At 65.4% G+C, this 20,558-nt stretch carries 18 protein-coding genes; 14 read left to right on the top strand and 4 right to left on the bottom strand.

Annotated features, from left to right (window positions below; all coding sequences use genetic code 11):
• Nucleotides 1-58: 58 nt before the first annotated feature.
• The gene (locus tag VW23_RS05590) at nucleotides 59-976 is read right to left on the bottom strand and encodes a cation diffusion facilitator family transporter (RefSeq protein WP_069908599.1); all 918 of its coding nucleotides are present in this window, start codon (nucleotides 974-976) and stop codon (nucleotides 59-61) included.
• 262 nt (nucleotides 977-1,238) lie between these two features.
• Here VW23_RS05590 and VW23_RS05585 point away from each other — a divergent pair, with 262 nt between their 5' ends.
• From VW23_RS05585 to VW23_RS05550, 8 genes are all read left to right on the top strand, one after another.
• Nucleotides 1,239-2,006 carry a DeoR/GlpR family DNA-binding transcription regulator gene (locus tag VW23_RS05585; protein ID WP_069908598.1) on the top strand — a complete coding sequence of 256 codons (768 nt, stop codon included), beginning with the start codon at nucleotides 1,239-1,241 and terminating at the stop codon, nucleotides 2,004-2,006.
• 139 nt (nucleotides 2,007-2,145) lie between these two features.
• Nucleotides 2,146-3,669: a glycerol-3-phosphate dehydrogenase gene (gene glpD / locus VW23_RS05580; protein ID WP_069908597.1), complete on the top strand. Its 1,524-nt coding sequence runs from the start codon at nucleotides 2,146-2,148 to the stop codon at nucleotides 3,667-3,669.
• A gap of 4 nt (nucleotides 3,670-3,673) precedes the next feature.
• Nucleotides 3,674-4,759 (top strand): ABC transporter ATP-binding protein, encoded by a 1,086-nt coding sequence (locus tag VW23_RS05575; RefSeq protein WP_069908596.1) that lies wholly within the window; start codon nucleotides 3,674-3,676, stop codon nucleotides 4,757-4,759.
• Nucleotides 4,759-5,829 carry an ABC transporter ATP-binding protein gene (locus tag VW23_RS05570; RefSeq protein WP_069908613.1) on the top strand — a complete coding sequence of 357 codons (1,071 nt, stop codon included), beginning with the start codon at nucleotides 4,759-4,761 and terminating at the stop codon, nucleotides 5,827-5,829. Before VW23_RS05575 ends, VW23_RS05570 begins: the two co-directional genes overlap by 1 nt.
• 2 nt (nucleotides 5,830-5,831) lie before the next feature.
• The gene (locus VW23_RS05565; RefSeq protein WP_069908595.1) at nucleotides 5,832-6,704 is read left to right on the top strand and encodes a carbohydrate ABC transporter permease; all 873 of its coding nucleotides are present in this window, start codon (nucleotides 5,832-5,834) and stop codon (nucleotides 6,702-6,704) included.
• Nucleotides 6,701-7,606, top strand: coding sequence for a carbohydrate ABC transporter permease (locus tag VW23_RS05560; RefSeq protein WP_244513402.1), 906 nt, complete (start codon nucleotides 6,701-6,703; stop codon nucleotides 7,604-7,606). Before VW23_RS05565 ends, VW23_RS05560 begins: the two co-directional genes overlap by 4 nt.
• 10 nt (nucleotides 7,607-7,616) lie before the next feature.
• A complete protein-coding gene (locus tag VW23_RS05555; protein WP_069908594.1) occupies nucleotides 7,617-7,898 on the top strand; it encodes a DUF2160 domain-containing protein in 282 nt (93 codons plus the stop codon).
• Nucleotides 7,899-7,970: 72 nt separating this feature from the next.
• On the top strand, nucleotides 7,971-9,713 hold the full coding sequence (locus VW23_RS05550) for an ABC transporter substrate-binding protein (protein WP_069908593.1): 1,743 nt from the start codon (nucleotides 7,971-7,973) through the stop codon (nucleotides 9,711-9,713).
• A 65-nt stretch (nucleotides 9,714-9,778) separates the two neighbouring features.
• Here VW23_RS05550 and VW23_RS05545 read toward each other — a convergent pair whose 3' ends face one another.
• The 3 genes from VW23_RS05545 to VW23_RS05535 all read right to left on the bottom strand — a co-directional run bounded on the left by VW23_RS05545 (nucleotide 9,779) and on the right by VW23_RS05535 (nucleotide 12,895).
• On the bottom strand, nucleotides 9,779-10,624 hold the full coding sequence (locus VW23_RS05545) for a carbohydrate ABC transporter permease (protein ID WP_069908592.1): 846 nt from the start codon (nucleotides 10,622-10,624) through the stop codon (nucleotides 9,779-9,781).
• On the bottom strand, nucleotides 10,624-11,502 hold the full coding sequence (locus tag VW23_RS05540; RefSeq protein ID WP_176730334.1) for a carbohydrate ABC transporter permease: 879 nt from the start codon (nucleotides 11,500-11,502) through the stop codon (nucleotides 10,624-10,626). Before VW23_RS05540 ends, VW23_RS05545 begins: the two co-directional genes overlap by 1 nt.
• Nucleotides 11,503-11,572: 70 nt before the next feature.
• Nucleotides 11,573-12,895 carry an ABC transporter substrate-binding protein gene (locus VW23_RS05535; RefSeq protein WP_176730333.1) on the bottom strand — a complete coding sequence of 441 codons (1,323 nt, stop codon included), beginning with the start codon at nucleotides 12,893-12,895 and terminating at the stop codon, nucleotides 11,573-11,575.
• Between the two features lie 229 nt (nucleotides 12,896-13,124).
• Between VW23_RS05535 and VW23_RS05530 the strand changes: the two genes are divergently transcribed.
• The 6 genes from VW23_RS05530 (at nucleotide 13,125) to VW23_RS05505 (ending at nucleotide 20,557) form a co-directional block, all read left to right on the top strand.
• On the top strand, nucleotides 13,125-14,147 hold the full coding sequence (locus tag VW23_RS05530; RefSeq protein ID WP_069908590.1) for a LacI family DNA-binding transcriptional regulator: 1,023 nt from the start codon (nucleotides 13,125-13,127) through the stop codon (nucleotides 14,145-14,147).
• Nucleotides 14,148-14,200: 53 nt separating this feature from the next.
• On the top strand, nucleotides 14,201-15,757 hold the full coding sequence (locus VW23_RS05525) for a hypothetical protein (protein ID WP_069908589.1): 1,557 nt from the start codon (nucleotides 14,201-14,203) through the stop codon (nucleotides 15,755-15,757).
• Nucleotides 15,758-15,832: 75 nt separating this feature from the next.
• On the top strand, nucleotides 15,833-16,474 hold the full coding sequence (locus tag VW23_RS05520) for an alpha/beta hydrolase (RefSeq protein ID WP_069908588.1): 642 nt from the start codon (nucleotides 15,833-15,835) through the stop codon (nucleotides 16,472-16,474).
• Between the two features lie 160 nt (nucleotides 16,475-16,634).
• Entirely contained in the window at nucleotides 16,635-17,738 is a 1,104-nt protein-coding gene (locus tag VW23_RS05515) for a substrate-binding domain-containing protein (protein WP_069908587.1), read from the top strand.
• A gap of 189 nt (nucleotides 17,739-17,927) precedes the next feature.
• Entirely contained in the window at nucleotides 17,928-19,001 is a 1,074-nt protein-coding gene (locus VW23_RS05510; RefSeq protein WP_069908586.1) for a sugar ABC transporter substrate-binding protein, read from the top strand.
• A 23-nt stretch (nucleotides 19,002-19,024) separates the two neighbouring features.
• Nucleotides 19,025-20,557 (top strand): sugar ABC transporter ATP-binding protein, encoded by a 1,533-nt coding sequence (locus tag VW23_RS05505; RefSeq protein ID WP_069908610.1) that lies wholly within the window; start codon nucleotides 19,025-19,027, stop codon nucleotides 20,555-20,557.
• The last annotated feature ends 1 nt before the right edge of the window (nucleotide 20,558 follow it).

Genomic DNA, 20,558 nt, shown 5'->3' with positions numbered 1-20,558 from the left:
TCAGACCATACAGTTCCCGGACGCCGAACTGTCAGTTCGGGCCTGGGCGGGGATCCCCCTACACCGGCATCTCTGCCTCGGCGGCGCGGCTGGCGGCCGTCTCGATCTGGATGGTCGAATGCTCGATACCGAACTGCTCGTGCAGCAGTTCGCGCGCCTTGAGCAGCAGCGCCTGCTGGTCGGCGCCATCGCCGATCACGAGGTGCCCGCTCATCGCATCGATGCCGGAGGTGATGGTCCACACATGCAGGTCGTGCACGTCGGTGACATCGGGCAGCGCCCGCAGGGCGCGCTCGAGCCCGCCGAGATCGAAGCCGGCCGGCGTGCCTTCGAGCAGGATGTTCACGGCGTGCCTGAGCAGCGCCCAGGTGCGCGGCACGATGAACAGCCCGATTGCCGCCCCGATGATCGGATCGGCCAGGGTCCAGCCGGTGAACATGATGATCAGCGCCGAAACGATGACGCCGATCGAGCCCAGCATATCGGCCAGCACCTCGAAATAGGCGCCCTTGAGGTTGAGGCTTTCCTTGGAGCCGGCGGCGAGCAGCCGCATGCTGATGAGGTTTACCACGAGGCCGATCACCGCGACGATCAGCATCGGCGTCGACAGCACCTCGGGCGGCTCCAGCACCCGCTCATACGCCTCGTAGAGAATGTAGATAGCGAGGACCAGCAGCACCACCGCATTGGCCAGCGCCGCCAGCACCTCGGTGCGCAGGTACCCATAGGTCTTGGATGCATTCGGCGGCCGCGCCGCGAACCAGATCGCCAAGAGCGCCAGCGCCATTCCGCCGACATCGGTCAGCATGTGCGCCGCGTCGGCGAGGAGCGCCAGGCTCCCCGAAATCAGCGCCCCGACCACTTCGGCAACCAGATACGCCGTCGTCAGCCCCAGCGCGATGAGAAGGTTGCGGCGATGCCGCGCCCCGGCCGAACCGCTCGCCGGGCGCCCGCCATGGCTATGTCCGGCTCCCATTCAGCCTCTCCCCGCGACAGCAAGGCGTTCGGCACAAAGTGTGGCCATGATCGATCTCCAGCAGCACCGGGCCGACGCTACAACCTCTAGCCACTATAGCTGCAAGGGCTTTTGCAACCGGTGGAGATCCACCGCCTGCATCTCGCCTGACCAGCAACGTCGGCCCAAAGGTGGACATTCGACCAGCCAACCAGCAGGGGGCGCACGTCACCTTCCCTCCCGCCTTCTTTTCGCTTACCAATCGCAAACGAAAGGAAAGCGAATGGACGTCGTCGAGCGGCAGGAAGCGATCGTGGCGCTGGCCATGGTCAAGGGACGGGTGCTGGTCGAGGAGCTCGTCGCCCATTTTCGCGTGACGCCCCAGACCATTCGCAAGGACCTCAACGACATCTGCGCCGGCGGCAGGCTTAAGCGCATTCACGGCGGAGCGGTCTATCCTTCCGGCCTCGAGAACATGCAGTACGAGGCGCGGCGACTGATCGCGGCCGAAGAGAAGGAAGCGATCGGGCGCGCGGCTGCCCGGCTCATCCCCAACAACGCCTCGCTGTTCATCAATATCGGCACCACCACCGAGGCGGTGAGCCACGCCCTGCTGGATCATCGCGACCTGATGATCATTACCAATAATATCAATGTTGCCAACAGGATGCGCGTCTACCCGCATTTCGAAGTGGCAATTGCCGGCGGCATCGTCCGCCCTTCGGATGGCGGCGTGGTGGGTGAGGCGGCAGTCGATTTCATCCGTCAGTTCAAGGTGGATTTCGCCGTTATTGGGGCATCGGCCATCGACGAGGACGGGGCGCTGCTCGATTTCGACTATCGCGAAGTGAAGGTGGCGCAGGCCATTATCGCCAACGCCCGTCACGTCGTGCTGGTCTCCGACTCGACCAAGTTCGACCGCACCGCGCCCGTCCGGATCGCCCACCTGAGCCAGGTCAATAGTTTCATCACCGACCGCTGTACCCGCCCGGCCATTCGCCAGATCTGCCGTGACTCCGGCGTGGCGCTAATCGAAACCATTGAGACTTAAGAGCAAATCCAAGTTCGTCGCGATCAACTCTGATGTTGCGGATGACTTGCGATTGACATTCATTTTGGTTTCGCATTAGCTCCACTCGCCTTTCGTTAACCAGATACTGGGACGAGGGCCGAGGGAGAGAGGGCGTGCGATGGCCGATGCTGTCGTCCATGACGTTTTCGTCATCGGCGGAGGTATCAACGGGTGCGGAATCGCCCGGGACGCGGCTGGTCGTGGCTATTCGGTGTTCCTCGCTGAAATGAACGACCTGGCGAGCGGCACCTCGTCCGCGGCCACCAAGCTCATCCATGGCGGGTTGCGCTATCTCGAGCATTACGAATTCAGGCTGGTCCGCGAAGCGCTGATGGAGCGCGAGGTGCTGTGGAGCATCGCTCCCCACATCATCTGGCCGCTGCGCATCGTGCTGCCGCACCACAAGGGCCTGCGGCCGGCCTGGTTCCTGCGGCTGGGCCTGTTTGTCTACGACACGCTGGGCGGCCGGAAGCTGCTGCCTCCGACCAGGACGCTCGACCTGCGCGCCGACCCCGCGGGTCTGCCGCTGCAGCCCGGCTACGTCACGGCCTTCGAATTCTCGGACTGCTGGGCCGACGATGCCCGGCTGGTCGTGCTCAATGCCCGCGATGCCGCCAACCGCGGCGCCACCATCCGCACCCGCACCAAGGTGGTTTCGGCCCGCAACGAGGGCGGCCTCTGGCAGGTGGGGCTGCACGAGCTCACCACCGGGCAGCGCAGCGTCGTGGCGGCCCGACTGCTGATCAACGCGTCGGGCCCATGGGTAGACCGGGTATCGGCAACAACATCGCCGCAGACCACCGTGGACAGCGTTCGGCTCGTCAGGGGCAGCCACATCGTGGTGCGGCGGCACTACGAGCATGACCGCTGCTACATGTTCCAGAACGCCGACGGCCGCATCATCTTCGCTATCCCTTACGAGGGCGAGTTCACCCTCATCGGCACGACGGACGAGGACTACGAGGGCGATCCGGCCGACGCGATGATCTCGCAGCACGAGATCGAATATCTGTGTGGTGCAGCGAGCGGGTACTTCAACAAGCCGGTCGAGGCCGGCGACATCGTCTGGAGCTATTCCGGCGTTCGCCCGCTCTACGACGATGGCGCCTCCAGCGCCCAGGAAGCCACGCGAGACTACGTGCTGAAGCTCTCGAGAGGCCCCGATGGGGGGCCAATGATCAACGTCATCGGCGGCAAGCTCACCACTTACCGGCGCCTCGCCGAGGCGACGCTCGACAAGGTAGCCGAGCTGCTCGGCCCCAGGGGCAGCCCATGGACCGGGACGGCCCCGCTGCCGGGCGGCGAATTTGCACCGACCGGGTACCCCCAGACGGTGGCCGGTCTCAAGCGCGACTATCCCTTTCTCGACCTCGCCTATGCGCAGCGCCTGGTCCGCCTCTACGGCTCACTCGCCCGCAAGATCCTGGGCATCGCGAGAAGCTATTCCGATCTTGGCCGGAATTTCGGCGACGACCTGTATGAGGCCGAGGTTCGCTACCTAGTCGCCGACGAGTGGGCCATCACACTCGAAGATGTGCTGTGGCGCCGGACCAAACGCGGGCTTCACGCGGCATCGATCAACCTGGTGGCGCTCGACGAATTCATCCGGTCGGGCGTGGCCCGGCAGGCGGCCGTGGGGTGATGCGATGCTGGAACTGAGGAATGTATCGAAGCTCGTCGGGGCCGAGACGCACATCAACGATGTGTCGCTCAGCCTCGAGCACGGTACCCTCAACGTGCTGCTGGGACCGACGCTTTCAGGCAAGACCAGCCTGATCCGGCTGATGGCCGGTCTCGACAAACCCACCAGCGGCAGCATCTGGTTCGACGGGCACAATGTCACCGGCGTCGCCCCGCAGAAGCGGAACGTCGCCATGGTGTTCCAGCAGTTCATCAACTACCCGACGCTCACGGTCTACGAGAACATCGCCTCCCCGCTGCGGGTCGCCGGCGTGCCGCGGGCCGAAATCGACGCCAAGGTGCGGCGGGCCGCCGAACTGATGCGGCTCGGCCCCTATCTCGACCGCCTGCCGCTCAACCTGTCGGGCGGCCAGCAACAGCGCACGGCGCTGGCCCGCGCCATGGTGAAGAATGCCAGCGTCGTGCTGCTCGACGAGCCGCTGGCCAATCTCGATTACAAGCTGCGGGAGGAACTGCGCACCGAGCTGCCGCGGATTTTCGCCGAGGCCGGATCGATCTTCGTTTACGCCACGACCGAGCCGATGGAAGCGCTGCTGCTCGGCGGCCGCACGGCGACCCTCAGCGAGGGACGCGTGACCCAGTTCGGGCCGACCATCGAGGTGTTCCGTCGGCCTGTCGATCTCATAACCGCCCGCACCTTTGCCGATCCGCCGCTCAACACCATCGTGCTCAACAAGCAGGGTGACCGGTTCGTCCTCGATGGCGAGGTCGGGCTGCCGGTGCCGCGGGAGATCGCCGGCATTGCCGATGGCCCCTACACGATTGGCTTCCAGCCGCACCATCTCTCCCTCACGCCGATGTCCGCCGACGCCGTTGCGCTGACGGCCCGCGTCGTGGTCACCGAGATCTCCGGCTCGGAGAGCTTCATTCATGTCGGGTTCGCCGACGTGCGGTGGGTGATCCTCGCCCCCGGCGTGCACGACTTCGAGGCCGACCGGACGGTAGAGATGTTTGTCGATCCCGGCCGGTTGCTGGTGTTCGACCGCGATGGTCGGGCCGTCGGCGCGACCACGCTCGGAAAGGCTGCATGATGGCCCGCATCGAGTTGCAGCAGCTTCAGCACTCCTACCTGGCGCGCCCGAAAAGCGCGGCGGATTACGCCCTCAAGGAAGTGAACCACACCTTTGACGACGGCGGCGCCTACGCGCTGCTTGGCCCGTCCGGCTGTGGCAAGACCACCCTGCTGTCGATCATTTCAGGGCTGGTCACGCCAAGCGAAGGCAAGATCCTGTTCAATGGCGAGGACGTGACTGAGCGCTCGACCGAGCAGCGCAATATCGCCCAGGTGTTCCAGTTCCCGGTGATCTACGACACCATGACAGTGGCGCAGAACCTGGCGTTTCCGCTCCGCAACCGCCGCCTGCCCGAAGACGAGATCAACCGCCGGGTCGCCGAAATCCTCGAAATGATCGGGCTCACCGATCGGGCCGACCGCCGCGCCCGGCGTCTCACCGCCGACCAGAAGCAGAAGATCTCGCTTGGCCGCGGCCTCGTGCGCTCGGATGTCAACGCGATCCTGTTCGACGAGCCGCTCACCGTCATCGACCCGCACATGAAATGGCAGCTGCGCAGCCAGCTGAAGCAGCTGCACCGGCGCTTCGGCTACACCATGGTCTACGTGACGCACGACCAGACCGAGGCCCTGACCTTCGCCGACACGGTGGTGGTCATGTACGAGGGGCAGATCGTCCAGATCGGCACGCCGAGCCAACTGTTCGAAAAGCCGCGCCACACCTTCGTCGGTTACTTTATCGGCTCACCGGGCATGAACGTGCTGCCGGTCGAACTCGATGGGCGCACCGCGCGACTTGGCGGCTCGGCGGTGGAGCTTCCCGGCAGCATCGAGGTCGGCCAGGGTTCGACGATCGAACTGGGCATTCGCCCTGAATATCTCCGGCTCGGCCGCGAAGGCTTGCCGACGCGTATCACCAAGATCGAGGACATCGGCCGCCGCAAGATCGTCCATGCCGAACTCGAGGGCCACGAGGTGGCCGTCATCGTGCCCGAGCACGAGGAGATCCCGGCCGATCCGCGGCTCAGCTTCGATCAGCGCGGCATCAACCTCTACGCCGATTCCTGGCGCCTCGAGCTGGAGCCCTGAGCATGGACAGAACCTGGAACAACAAAGCCTGGTTTCTGGTGCTGCCGGTCCTGCTGCTCGTCGCCTTTTCCGCCATCATCCCGCTGATGACGGTGGTCAACTATTCGGTGCAGGACACGTTCGGTAACAACGTGTTCTTCTGGGTGGGCGTCGAGTGGTTCGAGGAACTGCTGCACTCGCCGCGCTTCTGGCAGGCGCTGCTGCGCAACCTGATCTTCTCGGCGATCATCCTCGCGATCCAGATCCCGCTCGGCGTGTTCATTGCGCTCAACATGCCGCGGCGCGGCTGGGGCGTCTCGGTTTGCCTCGTGCTGATGGCGCTGCCGCTGCTCATTCCGTGGAACGTCGTCGGCACGATCTGGCAGGTGTTCGGTCGCGTCGATATCGGCCTGCTCGGCTACACGCTGGCGCGGCTGGGCATCAACTACAACTATGTGCAGGACCCGCTGGCCGCCTGGGTCACCGTCATCGTGATGGATATCTGGCACTGGACCTCGCTGGTCGTCTTGCTCTGCTATGCCGGGCTGGTGTCGATCCCCGATGCCTATTTCCAGGCCGCCAAGATCGACGGCGCGTCGCGCTGGTCGGTGTTCCGCTACATCCAGCTGCCCAAGATGAACCGCGTGCTGCTGATCGCGGTGCTGCTGCGCTTCATGGACTCGTTCATGATCTACACCGAGCCCTTCGTCGTTACCGGCGGCGGGCCTGGCAACGAGACGACCTTCCTGTCGATCGATCTGGTCAAGATGGCAATCGGGCAGTTCGACGTCGGTCCGGCGGCAGCCATGTCGCTGGTCTACTTCCTGATCGTGCTGCTGGTCTGCTGGGTGTTCTACACGGTCATGACCAATTACGGCGAGGAGAGCGGCCGATGACCGACGACGCCAGCCGCTCCACCGTGATCCGCGCCGACGCCACCACCTCGGCACCCACCGTTGCGACCCGGACGAGCCGGCTGCGCCGGGCGGGCCGCAATGGCCCGCGGACGTCGTGGCTGGTGCCGACGCTCTACATCATCTTCCTGATGCTGCCGATCTACTGGCTCGTGAACATGAGCTTCAAGACCAACGTGGAGATCACCTCGAGCTTCACGCTGTGGCCCCGGACCTTCACGCTGCGCAACTACGCGGTGATCTTCACCGACCCCAGCTGGTACAACGGCTACATCAACTCGATCATCTACGTGGTGCTGAACACCGTGATCTCGGTGGCGGTGGCGCTGCCCGCCGCATACGCCTTCTCGCGCTACCGCTTCTTGGGCGACAAGCACCTGTTCTTCTGGCTGCTCACCAATCGCATGGCGCCGCCGGCGGTGTTCGTGCTGCCGTTCTTCCAGCTCTATTCGGCCTTCGGGCTGATCGACACCCATATCGCGGTTGCCCTCGCCCATTGCCTGTTCAACGTGCCGCTGGCGGTGTGGATCCTCGAAGGCTTCATGTCGGGCGTCCCCAAGGAGATCGACGAGACCGCCTATATCGACGGTTACTCGTTCCCGCGCTTCTTCGTGCGGATCTTCGTACCCCTGATCGCCTCGGGCATCGGCGTCGCCGCCTTCTTCTGCTTCATGTTCTCCTGGGTCGAGCTGCTCATCGCCCGCACCTTGACGACGACCGACGCCAAGCCGATCTCGGCGATCATGACCCGCACGGTCTCGGCATCGGGGCTAGACTGGGGCGTACTCGCGGCAGCCGGCGTGCTGACCATCATCCCGGGCGCCCTCGTCATCTATTTCGTCCGCAATTACATCGCCAAGGGCTTTGCCCTGGGCCGCGTGTGAGGAGCCGCCGATGAACCTCTCATGGATGGCATGGACGTTGCCCACCGCCACCTTCTTCATCGTCATCGGCCTGCTCATCGCGGGCATGGCGGTGTGGGAATATTTCTCGCCCGGCGGGCATCCGCGCGTCGGCGTGCTGCGCTTCGAGACCACCCGGGGCGACCGCCTGTTCATCTCGCTGCTCGGCAGCGGCTTCATTCATCTTGCCTGGCTCGGGCTGGTTGGCCCGGACCTCTGGTGGGCTCTTGCCCTATCGCTGGTCTACGCTTTCTGCGTGTTCCGGTTTGTCTAGGGAAGACTAGGCTGGGGACGACCGCGGCAACGGTCGCCCCCAAATCGCAAATGCATCCATGGGAGGATCACAATGCGACGGCACCTACTAACATCGACCGCGGCGGTTGTCTTGCTGCTGGCGACCAGCCCGGCATGGGCACAAAGTATCGATGAGGGAAAGAAGTTCCTCGATACCGAGATCGGCGACATGTCGACGCTCGACCGCGCCGCTCAGGAAGCAGAACTGCAGTGGTTCCTCGACGCGGCCAAGCCCTATGTCGGCCTGGACATCAAGGTCGTGTCGGAAACCATCGCCACCCACGAGTATGAGTCGAAGGTGCTGGCTCCGGCCTTCACCGCCCTCACCGGCATCAAGATCACCCACGACCTGATCGGCGAAGGCGACGTCGTCGAAAAGCTGCAGACGCAGATGCAGTCTGGCGAGAACATCTACGATGCCTATGTCAACGACTCCGACCTGATCGGCACGCATTGGCGCTACCAGCAGGCCCGCAGCCTGACCGACTGGATGGCGGGTGAAGGCGCGGCCGTTACCAACCCCAATCTCGACCTCGCTGACTTCATCGGCACCAAGTTCACCACGGCGCCCGATGGCGATCTCTACCAGCTGCCCGACCAGCAGTTCGCCAACCTCTACTGGTTCCGCGCCGACTGGTTCGCCGACGAAACCAACAAGGCCGACTTCAAGGCCAAGTACGGCTACGACCTCGGCGTGCCGGTGAACTGGAGCGCCTACGAGGATATCGCCGAGTTCTTCACCGGTCGCGAGGTCGACGGGGTGAAGGTCTATGGGCACATGGACTACGGCAAGAAAGACCCCTCGCTCGGCTGGCGCTTCACCGACGCGTGGCTGTCGATGGCCGGTAACGGCGACAAGGGCCTGCCCAACGGCGTGCCGGTCGACGAATGGGGCATCAAAGTCGACGAGGCCTCGCGCCCGGTCGGCTCGTGCGTGGCTCGCGGCGGCGACACCAACGGCCCGGCGGCGGTCTACTCGATCCAGAAGTATCTCGACTGGATGAAGGCCTACGCGCCGCCCGAAGCACAAGGCATGACCTTCAGCGAGTCCGGCCCGGTGCCGTCGCAGGGCCTCGTGGCCCAGCAGATGTTCACCTACACCGCCTTCACCGCCGACTTCGTCAAGGAAGGCCTGCCGGTGGTGAACGCCGACGGTACGCCCAAGTGGCGGTTCGCGCCGTCACCGCATGGTGTGTACTGGAAGGACGGCATGAAGCTCGGCTACCAGGACGTGGGGTCCTGGACGCTGCTGAAGTCGACCCCGGTCGACCGGGCCCAGGCGGCCTGGCTCTACGCCCAGTTCGTCACCTCCAAGACCGTCGACGTGAAGAAGAGCCATGTCGGCCTGACCCTGATCCGGGAGTCGACGATCCGGCACCAGAGCTTCACCGACCGCGCCCCCAAGCTCGGCGGCCTGATCGAGTTCTACCGCTCGCCGGCCCGCGTGCAGTGGTCGCCGACCGGGACCAATGTGCCCGATTACCCCAAGCTCGCGCAGCTCTGGTGGCAGGCGATCGGCGATGCGTCCTCCGGCGCCAAGACCGCCCAGGAGGCGATGGACTCGCTGTGTGCCGAGCAGGAAAGCGTGCTGGAGCGGCTCGAACGCGCCGGCGTGCAGGGTGATATCGGTCCGAAGCTGGCCGAAGAACACGACCTCGCCTACTGGAACGCCGATGCCGTCGCCAAGGGCAACCTCGCCCCGCAGCTCAAGATCGAGAACGAAAAGGAGCAAGGGCAGACGGTGAACTACGACGAACTGGTCAAGAGCTGGGCCGACGCAACCGCCAGCAACTGACGATCAGCATCACAAGATGCCGGGGTCGATAATTCGATCCCGGCATCCCCGCAGGTTTGAGAGCCCTACCCTTTGACCGCCCCTGTCGTCATGCCCTGCACAAGTTGCTTGTGCACTGCCATCACCAGCACCACCACCGGCACGAGGTGAATGGTGGACATGGCCAGCAGTTGCCCCCAGCGCGCCCCGTCCGGGTTCGACATGGCGATGGCGATAGTCACCGGCGCAGTGCGCGCCTCGGTCGAGGTGAAGATCAGCGCGAACAGGTACTCGTTCCACAAGCCGACGGCGACGAACACCACCACCGCCGCAATGCCTGGTGCGATCAGCGGCAAGGTAATGCGGACGAAGGCCTGGAACTGGTTGCAGCCATCGATCATCGCGGCCTGTTCGAGTTCGACCGGGATATCGTCGATGAAGGCCTTGAGCAGCATGGTGGCGATGCTCACCGAGAACGCCGTTCCGGCAAGGATCAGCGGGGTCACCGTATCGAGGAGGCCCAGGGCGCTCATCAGCGGGAACAGCGGAATGATCACGACGATCGGCGGGAACATGCGGATGACGATGATCAGCAGCCCCGGCAGCTTCAGCCAGCCGGTGCGGATGCGCGAGAACACGAAGGCGGCTGCCGTGGCAGTGAGGATCGTGAGCAGCACCCCGCCCAGCGTCACCTGCACGCTGTTGCCCAGGTCGCGGAAATAGGTCGGGCTGTAGCGGCCGATTTCCTCGTAGTTGCTGAGTGTCGCGGTGCTGCCCCACAGCCGCGGCGGATAGGCCCAGATCTCGCCCGGCGGCTTGAACGAACTCATCACCATGAAGACGATCGGAAAGGCAGCCCAGAGCAGCACGGCCGCGAGCAGCAGCCACTTGACGATACCGAAACCGAAACGGCGAAGCTGGTGGATGTTCATCACCGATCCTCCGGAAACATGCCGCGATAGGTGCGGCGAATGAGAAAGCTTGAGAGCAGGACGGTGACCGCCAGCATGATCCAGCCGATCGCCGCGCCGGCACCGAAATCGGAATAGCGGAACGCCTGCTTGTAGAGGTAGATCGAGAGAATCTCGGTGGCCGTGCCCGGCCCGCCGCCGGTCAGCGTCCAGGGAATGCCGAACTCGCGCAGCGTGAAGATGATGCGGAACAGCAGGACGATCGCGATGGCCGGCGCGATCAGCGGAATCTTGATATGGATCAGGTTCTGCCAGGGGTTGGCGCCATCGACATGCGCGGCCTCATAGAGCTCCTTGGGGATCGAGGTCAGCGCCGCGAACAGCACGATGGTGGTAAAGGCGAACTCCTTCCACACCGCCACGATGATGATCACCGCCATCGAGGTCGCGGCGTCGGTCATCCACGGCACCGTCGGCAGCCCGAGGCTGGCGATGGCGTAGTTGACGATGCCGAAGGTGGGGTCGAGCATGTATTTCCACATCACCACCGCGACGATCGGGCTGACGGCGAAAGGCGCGAGGATGATGGCGAACCATAACGAGCGCAGCGGGAACCGCAGCTGCAGCACCAGCGCGATGGCAAAGCCCACGCCCACTTCGAGCACCACCACAACGAGCACGAAGGCGATGTTGCGCAACAGCGCCGCGATGAACGCCGGATCACTCAGCACGTAGCCGTAATTGTCGAGCCCGATGAACTCGGCAGGCCGGCCCGGTGTCAGGTTGGTGAGCGAAATCCACAGCAGCTGAAACGCCGGCACGACGATGAAGAAGCCGAGCGCAGCAAGCAAAGGCGTGAGCAGAACGAGTGCGATGACCGACGGGCGCGAAAGCCGCACAATGTGTCTCCGGATAAATTGGGAAGCGGCGACCGGGGGGCTGGGAGCGCCCGCCGGTCGCCAATCGCCGTCAGCGGTAGAGACGCTCGAGGCGACGCGCGAGGCCATCGAGTTCAGCCTGCGTGTCGAGGTCGTTGACGACGATGTTCTGGATCGTCTCGCCCAGTGCGTCGCGGATCTGGTTGATGTTTTCGTTCACCGGCAACGGGTTGTTGGCCGCTGCGAAGATCTCGGCCTGGATCGCCATGGCCGGGTCGGCCTCGGCCGATACTGCCAGTTCCGCTCCCGTGCAGGGTCCCGAGCCGTTGCCCGCCAGGGCATGGACCGATTGCGGGTTGCTGATGCGCCGGATGAACTCCCAGGCGGCGTCCTTGTGCTGCGACCCCTTGAGAATGCCGAGCCCCCAGTAGAACACGGTGCCGGCGCCCGACGAGCGATCGGCCGTCTGCAGGTCCTTGACCAGCGGCCAGCGCGTGGCGACCGCATGGCCGCTGACCAGGCTCTGGCCATCGTTGAACGTCTTGTCGTAGTTGGTGCCGCCCAGCGTCATGGCCACCCGATCGTCCTTGAACAGCTGGTTCACGCCGGTCTGGTCGAGCGTCGCCCAGTTGGGTGGCATGAGCCCGTCCTTGAACAGGCGCTTGAGCAGGTTGACCGCCTCGACCACCGGCGGCTGGTTGACGGTGACGGTACCGTCGGGCAGCACCATTTCGCCGCCATAGGCCCGCGACAGCGCCGCCAGATCCTCGGTGATGCTCCAGCTGGTGCCGCGGAAGGCGACGCCGAACACCTGCTCGCCATTGTCGCGCGTATAGGTGGCAGCCTTGGCGATCTCGTAGATGTCTTCGGGCACCTTGGGACCGGCGCCGACGCCCCGCTCGGCGAAGATCTGGTCATTGTACCATAGCGTCATCGCACCGCAGCGGAACGGGATCAGGTAGCGCTTGCCGTCGAACACCGACGCGGCCGCTACTCCCGGCGCCCAATCGTGGGGAAAACCCTCGATCGGCGCATCGGCGAGATAGCCATCGAGCGGCTCGAGGAAATCGGGCAACCGGGCATTGGTATCGAACTGATGAACGAAAATGACGTCCTCGGCGGTGCTCGACAGCGGCCCCAGCCGCTGCAGCGCCTCCTGCAGTTGCGGATTGGTGGCGGCGCTCCAGCTGACCTTGATGCCTGTCTCGGCTTCGAACGGCCCCAGAATGTCGGTGCCGCCGGCCGCGGTGCCGATGGCCCGCATGTTGTCCTCGTGTCCCTGCCCGCCCATCACCAGCAACGACTTGTCCTGGGCGGCGACACCGCCGGCACCCGCCAGGATCGCCAGCGTGGCAACTGCGCCGGCCAGACGACGCGCCCGCGCCATCCCCTCGTTTCGATACGATTTCGTCACGTCACCCTCCTCTGTGCGCCGGATGTCCCCCGGGCGTCCACCCATACTCGGCACCAAATGGAATGGGAGTCAATCGATTTTGCGAAACGTTTCTCAGCGCACGTTGACAGCATTTGCTGGTCATGATCTGCTAAATCCCAAGCCAAGGCGACAAGAATGGAGAACCGTTTCTCCAGTTGCAAAGAGATGACGGCCGGCCGAACGTGCGAGAGGGGGACTGACTGACGCCATGGGCAGATCGATTGCCACCATCAAGGACGTTGCGCGCGAAGCCGGCGTGTCGATTTCGACGGTTTCGTCCGTCGTCAACGGTAACAAGCCGGTGTCGGAGGACCTCGCCGCCCGCGTTCGCGACGCGGTGCAGCGGCTTAATTTCCAGCCCAACCACATGGCGCGCTCGCTGCACGCCAAGCGCACCCAGACGCTGGCCTACCTCACCCCCGACATCACCAACGTGGCGTTTCTGCGCACCTTCAAAGCGATCGAGGCTACCGCCCACGCCCGTGGCTATTCCGTGTTTCTGCTCGGCACCGACGGCTCGGTCAAAACCACCGAGGAAGCGATCGACCGGGTGATCGGACTGCGGATGGATGGCGCCTTTTTCACCATGAGCTGGGCCCTGGCGCAGACGGAATTACGGCTGCATCGGCTGGCCGACCGCGGCATCGCCATGGTCGGGGTCTCCGGTTCCTACAACCTGCCCGAAATCGACTGTTTCCTGCGCGATGAGGAAGGCGGCGGCTACCAGGTCGGCGACTACCTGGCTCGGCTCGGGCACCGCAACATCCTGTGCGTCGGGCCGCTCAGCAGCCGCGCTGCCGACATGCGCTGGGGCGGCTTGCGTACGGCGCTCGCCGCCGGTGCCGGCGAAGCCAAGCTCACCATGGCCGCGACCGAGGGCTACACCGCCGGCGCCGCCTATGACGCCATGCAGGCGGCGATCGGTGCACGGGCCGGCTTCTCCGCCGTCGTTGCCTTCAACGACGCCATCGCCAGCGGCGCGCTCGCCGCCCTCGCCGACAACGGCATCGAGATTCCGGCTGGCGTCTCGTTCGTCTCGTTCGGCGACGCGCACATGGATTTCCACCGCCCGCAGATCACCTCAGTGACCTTCGACGAGGAGGGGATCGCGGCGCTTGCTGCCAACCGGCTGATCGACCGCATCGAAGGGATCGTCACGGCCCCGCCGGCGCACGAGCGTCTGCCGCTGAAACTTTCCATCCGGCCGTCATCACGACGCATCGACAGCTAGGGCCTCGGCTGCACCGGCCCGCCCGCCACAACCCATCACTTCAGGAATTTCCAATGTACGACGCCACCGCCTTGCAGATCGGCCGCCTCCCGCAGCTGTTCGTCGATAACCTGTTGATCGAGCAGACCGATTGCCTCACGCGCCGCTGGCACAAGCCGCAGCGCCTGACCGCCGAGCCGGTGATCCGGGCCGACCGCCCGTGGGAGAATACGCTCTACTTCACCTACTCGAACTTCAACGTGCTCCAGGATCCCACCGACGGGCTGATCAAGTGCTGGTACGAGGATATCGGGCCGATCACCCCGCACCGCACCCATCCGTGGAAGAACCGCATGCTCTATGCGGTGAGCCGCAACGGCATCGATTTCGAGAAGCCGGCGCTGGGAAAAGTGACAATCGACGGGCACGACACCAATATCTACGCGGGCTATGTCGAGGGCGCGACACCCGACGCCAACAACCCCTGGGCCGATGTCGGCATCCACTCGGCTGCCGTGGTGATCGACCCCACCAGCAGCGACGCGCGCTATCGCATGCTGTTCTCGCTGGCCCGCGAGGGGCAGCGCCACCAGATGGTTTGCGGCTATTCGACTGACGGCATCAACTGGCATCCCTATGGCGAGCGACCGACCTTCGGCACCTCGGGCGGCCAACTCTCCGACGTCTCGACCATCACCTTCGATCCGGAAACCAGGCTGTTCCTCCACTATACCCGCCATGGCGGCATGCACGGCGCCGGAGTGCCCGAAACATCGCCGGGCAAAAGCTGGCTCGAGGGCGCGCGCTTTCAGACTTACTTCCCAGGCCGGCCCGACCTGATGAACAAGCGCCGAGTGTTCCGCACGGTGTCGGCGGATTTTCTCCATTGGGCCGACCCGGTGGCCATCTCCACCCCGGACGAAGTGATCGACAATCTCGACACCGCACATTACGGGCTCAGCCAGTTCCGCGTCGGCGCCATGCATCTGGGGACGCTCGGCGTGTTCCACTATGTCGACAACGAAATGGAGGTCCGGCTGCTCTATAGCCATGACGGCATCCACTTCCGCCCCGCCGACAACGGCCAGCCGTTTCTCGCGCCGCGACGCGGCAATGCCTGGGACCGGCATATGGTGTCGATCATCAGCCCGCCGGTGCGGGTCGGCGACGAATGGTACTTTTACCATGGTGGTTCGGAGGCGCATCACGACTGGTGGTGGGCCGGCCCCTATGAGCTTGACCACGAAGAGGCGCGTCGCCCCTCCGAGCATGTGCGCTTCGGTATGGGCATCGCCACGCTGCGCTACGAAGGCATCGCCTCGCTCGACGCCATCCAGCCGCGCCCGGGGCGCCTGGTGACCCGACCGCTGAGTTTTGACGGCAAGACGCTCTCCATCAACGCCAGGGTGCGGACCAATGGCGCGATCCGAGTCGGGCTGCTCGACAGCAGCGGCGGCGCCATCTCCGGCTACGGCCTCGACGACTGCCTCCCCTTCACCGGCGACGCCATCCGCCACGCCGTACGTTGGCGGGGCCAGGCCGAACTCCCACCCGCCAAGCATCCCGGCCAGTTCCGCAAGTTCGTCATCACCATCGACGAGGCGGAAATCTTCGGGTTCGTCGTGGAGTGAGGTGAGCAACTGCCTCGGGTCTCCCCTTGCATCATCGATCCCGCTCAGGCTTGGTCGGCCTGCGGAGGATACGGCATGGCGCTGGCCAGCACGACGTTCGACTACGACCACGGCCGGCAGGTCTCGGCCTATGTGCCCGCGGCGCCGCCCGAGCTGGTAGTGTTCTGTGGCGATGGACAGCTCATCGCCTCGTGGGGCGAAGGCCTCGCGGCGGCCGGCGCCCCACCGACGCTGATCGTCGGCGCCCACCGCAGCAGCGACCCCGACGAGATGGTGCGGCTCCACGAATATTCGCCGGGCTTCGAGCCGGAACGGTTCGCCGCGCATGAGGGCTGGTTCCTCGAGGCGATCATGCCGTGGGCGCGGGCGGAGTTCGGGGCCCTGCCGGCGCTGCGCACCGTCTTCGCCGGCGTCTCGGCCGGCGCCGAACTGGCCCTCGCCATGGGGCTGCGGCACCCGGAGCTTTTCGGCACGATCTTTGCCGCCTCGCCCGGCGCCGGCTACCGGCCGCCGGCCGAGCTGCCGGCGCCCCTGCCCCGCACCTGGCTCACCGCCGGCACGGAGGAGCCGTTCTTTCTCGGCAACGCCACCCGGTGGCACGCGGCGCTCAGCGCCGCCAGCGCCGATGTGGTGCTGCGTGAACTGCCGGGCGAGCACGGTGGCCCGTTCTGGCAGGCCGAGTTCGTGCGGATGCTCGGCTGGGCTCTGGCGGACTGAGGCGGGCTTAACCGGATAGCCCTGCCCGCCCCCGGCAGATACGCCGACTGCGGCCTATTCAAAACCAACCGTCCCCGCGTCCTCCGCCCCACATTGACTCCAATGTTACGTTACGTTACCGGTAACTATCGCGCACAGTCGCGGTGGGGAGGATCAACTTATGGATACCAAACATGCAGCGGGCCCGGCCCGCGGCTGGCGGATGGCGCTTGCCGTTTCGGTGGCGGTTTCGAGCTTCGGCGTGGCGCCAGTGCTGGTGGCGGGGCCGGCCCTGGCGCAGGATCAATGCAAGCCCCGCACCACCAAGCGCATCGCCTTCATGCTGAAACAGCAGACGGCGTTTCGCTATCTCAATGCCGATGTGCCGTTCTTCACCAAGACCGCCAACGAGGCGGGCTACGAGGTGCTGGTGCAGTCGGCCGAGAACGACGCACAGGCCCAGGTGGCGCAGGCCGAGAACGTCATCACCCAGGGCGTCGATGCGATCGTCATCCAGCCGGTGGATTTCAATGTCGCGGCGCAGATCGCCGAGATCGCGGCGGCGGCCAATATCCCGCTCGCCTCCTATGACGACCTGATCCTCGGGGCCAGGCAGACTGCCTTTATCGGCCGCGACCCCAGGGAAGGCGGCAAAGTCGCCGCCGAGGCGGTGGTGAAACTGGTGCCCAAGGGCAATTACGTCTTGATCGGCGGCGATGCCGGGCAGACCGGCTCGACCCAGATGCAGGAGGGCTACCACCTGGTGCTCGACCCGCTGGTTGCCTCGGGCGACGTCAAGATCGTCATGGATCAGTTCACCCCGAGCTGGAAGACCGAGCCGGCGCAGGCCAATGCCGAGAACGCCCTGACCCAGAACGGCAACGAGGTGCACGCCTTCCTCGTCTCGTACGATGGTATGTCGCTGGGCGTGCTGCAGGCGATCGACGGAGCGGGCCTCACAGCCGGCTCCATCCCGGTCACCGGGCAGGACATGGAGCTGAGCGCGGCGCAGGCGATCGTCGAGGGACGGCAGGCCGGCAGCGTCTGGCCGGCGCCCGACGAGATGGCCGTGGCCGGCGCCAAGGCGGCCATCGCCATGGCCAACTGTCAGCCGCTGGTGACCGACGGCACCATCGCCAATGGCGCTGGCGACATCCCGTGGGTCAAAACCCCGATCTACTTCGTCGGCGCGGCCGAGATCGACACGTTCGTCTGCGGCCACAGCTACTGGCTGAATATCGACGAAGTCTACAAGAACGTCCCGGACAAGAAGCCGACCTGCTGATCCCGGTCGCACACCTGCGACCCCGGTCGCAAACCTGCGGGCCCGGGTCGGCCTGGGCTTACGTCCTCCCGGCGTGGCAGCCGGGACGTCCAGCGGCGGCGGTGGATCGGGTCTTCCGCCGCTGCTGGCATCCACCCATCGACAGAGCAATGAGAACCGGCCGAGGGGGCCGGAAGAGGGAGACGTCGCATGATTTCGTCGAAAACCGCCCGCCTGGCGCTGGGCCTTGCCGCTGGCCTCGTGGCCGTATCGGCAACCGGCGCGGCATTGGCGCAAGACCAGTGCACGCCGGGCACCACCAAGAAGATCGCCTTCATGATGAAGCAGCAGACGGCGTTCAGGTACCTCCATGCCGATATGCCGTTCTTCGTCAAAACCGCCGAAGCCGCCGGTTACGAAGTGATCGTGCAATCGGCGGAGAACGATGCTCAGGTGCAGGTCGGGCAGGCCGAGAACGTCATCACCCAGGGTGTCGATGCCATCGTCATCAACCCGGTGGATTTCAACGTCGCGGCGCAGATCGCCGAGATGGCCAATGCGGCCGGCATCCCGATCGCGTCGTACAACGACCTGATCACCGGCGCCGACCAGGATGCCTATATCGGGCGCGATGCGCGGGTCGGCGGGCAGATCGCCGCCAAGGCCATTCTCGCCAAGGTGCCCAAGGGCAATTATGCGCTGATCGGCGGCGACCCCGGCCAGACCGGCGCCACCGACATGCAGGCCGGCTATCACGATGTGATCGATGCGGCAGTGGCGGCCGGCGACATCACCATCGTCATGGATCAGCTCGCCCCGGGCTGGAAGACCGAGCCGGCACAGGCCTTTGCCGAAAACGTCCTGACCCAGACCAACAACAATGTCGCGGCTTTCCTCGTCTCCTATGACGGGGAATCGATCGGGGTGATGCAGGCGGTGGAAGGGGCGGGCCTCCCGGCAGGCTCGATCCCGATTACCGGGCAGGACATGGAACTGGCAGCGATGCAGGCGATCGTCGAGGGTCGCATGGATGGCAGCGTCTGGCCGGCGCCCGACGAGATGGGCACCGAGGCTGCCAAGGTGGCGGTGGCGCTGGCCGAGTGCCAGCCGATCACTGCTGCCGACACCATCAATAACGGCGTGCGCGACATGCCGTGGGTGAAGACGCCGATCTACTATGTCGACCAGGCCACGATCGCCGAGTTCGTCTGCAGCCACGATTACTGGCTGCCGGCCGACGAGGTTTACGCCAACGTGCCCGACCAGAAGCCAGTCTGCCCATGACCGGTCCGGTGAGCGCCCTGCCCATGCATGAGACCACACCGGCGGCAGTCGCCCCACTGCTGACGGTGCGGGCGCTCACCAAGACTTTCCCCGCGGTGGTGGCGGTCGACCAGGTCGACCTCACCATCGCTCCCGGGGAAATCGTCGCGCTGCTCGGCCAGAACGGCGCCGGCCAATCGACGCTGATCCAGGTGCTGTCGGGCGTCCATCCCGCCGGCACCTGGAGCGGCGAGATCGAGATGGCGGGCACCCCGTTCCGGCCGGCCTCGGTCGCCGATGCCGAGGCCGGCGGCGTCGCCTTCCTCGCGCAGGAGGTGAATGTCGCCCCCGATCTCACGGTGGCGCAAAGCCTTGGCCTCAATGCCGAGCCGACGCGGTTCGGGCTGATCGACCGGCCGCTGCTGCTCGCCCGGGCGCGCCAGGCGCTTGCCGATTTTGGCCTCGATCTCGACCCCTTGAAGGAAATCGGCGATCTCGATCTCGCCACCCAGCAACTGGTGCTGATCGTCCGGGCGTTGTCGAAGCATGCCCGGCTGCTGATCCTCGACGAGCCGACCGCCGCACTCACCGACCGCGAGGCGGAGCGGCTGTTCGACCGGATGCGGGCGCTGAAGCAGCGCGGCGTCGCCATCATCTTCGTTTCGCATCGGCTCGCCGAAGTGTTCGAGATTTCCGACCGCATCGTGGTGATGCGCGATGGCCGGATCAGCGGCACCTTCCAGACCGCTGAGACCTCGCGCGATGCCGTGGTGGCCGAAATGGTCGGCAGCCGGGTGGCGCATGGCAAATCGGCGCGGCAGGCCCGGATCGGCGCTCCGGCGCTCTCCGCCCATGGCCTCACTGTCGCCAGCGCCGACAGCTCCAGGCCGCTGGCGAGCGGCGTCGATCTGGCGGTCGCCGAGGGCGAAATCCTCGGGCTGTTCGGCCTCCTCGGCTCCGGCGTGGTCGAAACCGCCATGGCGCTGTTCGGCGGCTGGCCCGGCGCGGTGAGTGGCGAGATCCGCCTTCGCGGCCAACCCATCACGCTCGCCGATCCGTCCCAGGCGGTTGCCGCCGGCATCGGCCTCATCGCGCAGGACCGGCGCGACGGGCTCTCGGGTGAGCATTCGATCTACGACAACGCCATTCTCGCCAACTTGCCGGCGTTGCCGCCGTCACTGGGCTTCATCGACGCAATGGCAGCGCGGCGGCAGGTCACCCAGCTGTTCGACCGGCTGCGCATCAAGGCCGCCGATATCGATACGCTGGTCGGTACGTTGAGCGGCGGCAACCAGCAAAAGGTGCAGGTGGCGCGCTGGCTCGCTGCCGGGGTGCGGGTGCTGCTGCTGATCGACCCGACCCGCGGCGTCGATGTCGGCGCCCGCGCCGAGATCAATCGCATCTGGGTCGAGCTCGCCGATGCCGGCTGCGCCATCATCCTGGTTTCGTCCGATGCCGAGGAACTGGTCGAGATCTGCGATCGCGCCATCGTCCTCCGCAACGGCCGGGTGGCCGATCAACTCGACAAATCAGGGCTCAGCGAGGCGCGCCTGCTGCGCCTCGCCGCCGGTGTCTGAC

Origin of the sequence: Devosia insulae DS-56 (assembly GCF_000970465.2) — a bacterium.
GTDB classification, from domain to species: Bacteria; Pseudomonadota; Alphaproteobacteria; order Rhizobiales; family Devosiaceae; genus Devosia_A; species Devosia_A insulae.
This window is presented reverse-complemented; position numbering and strand designations above follow the sequence as displayed.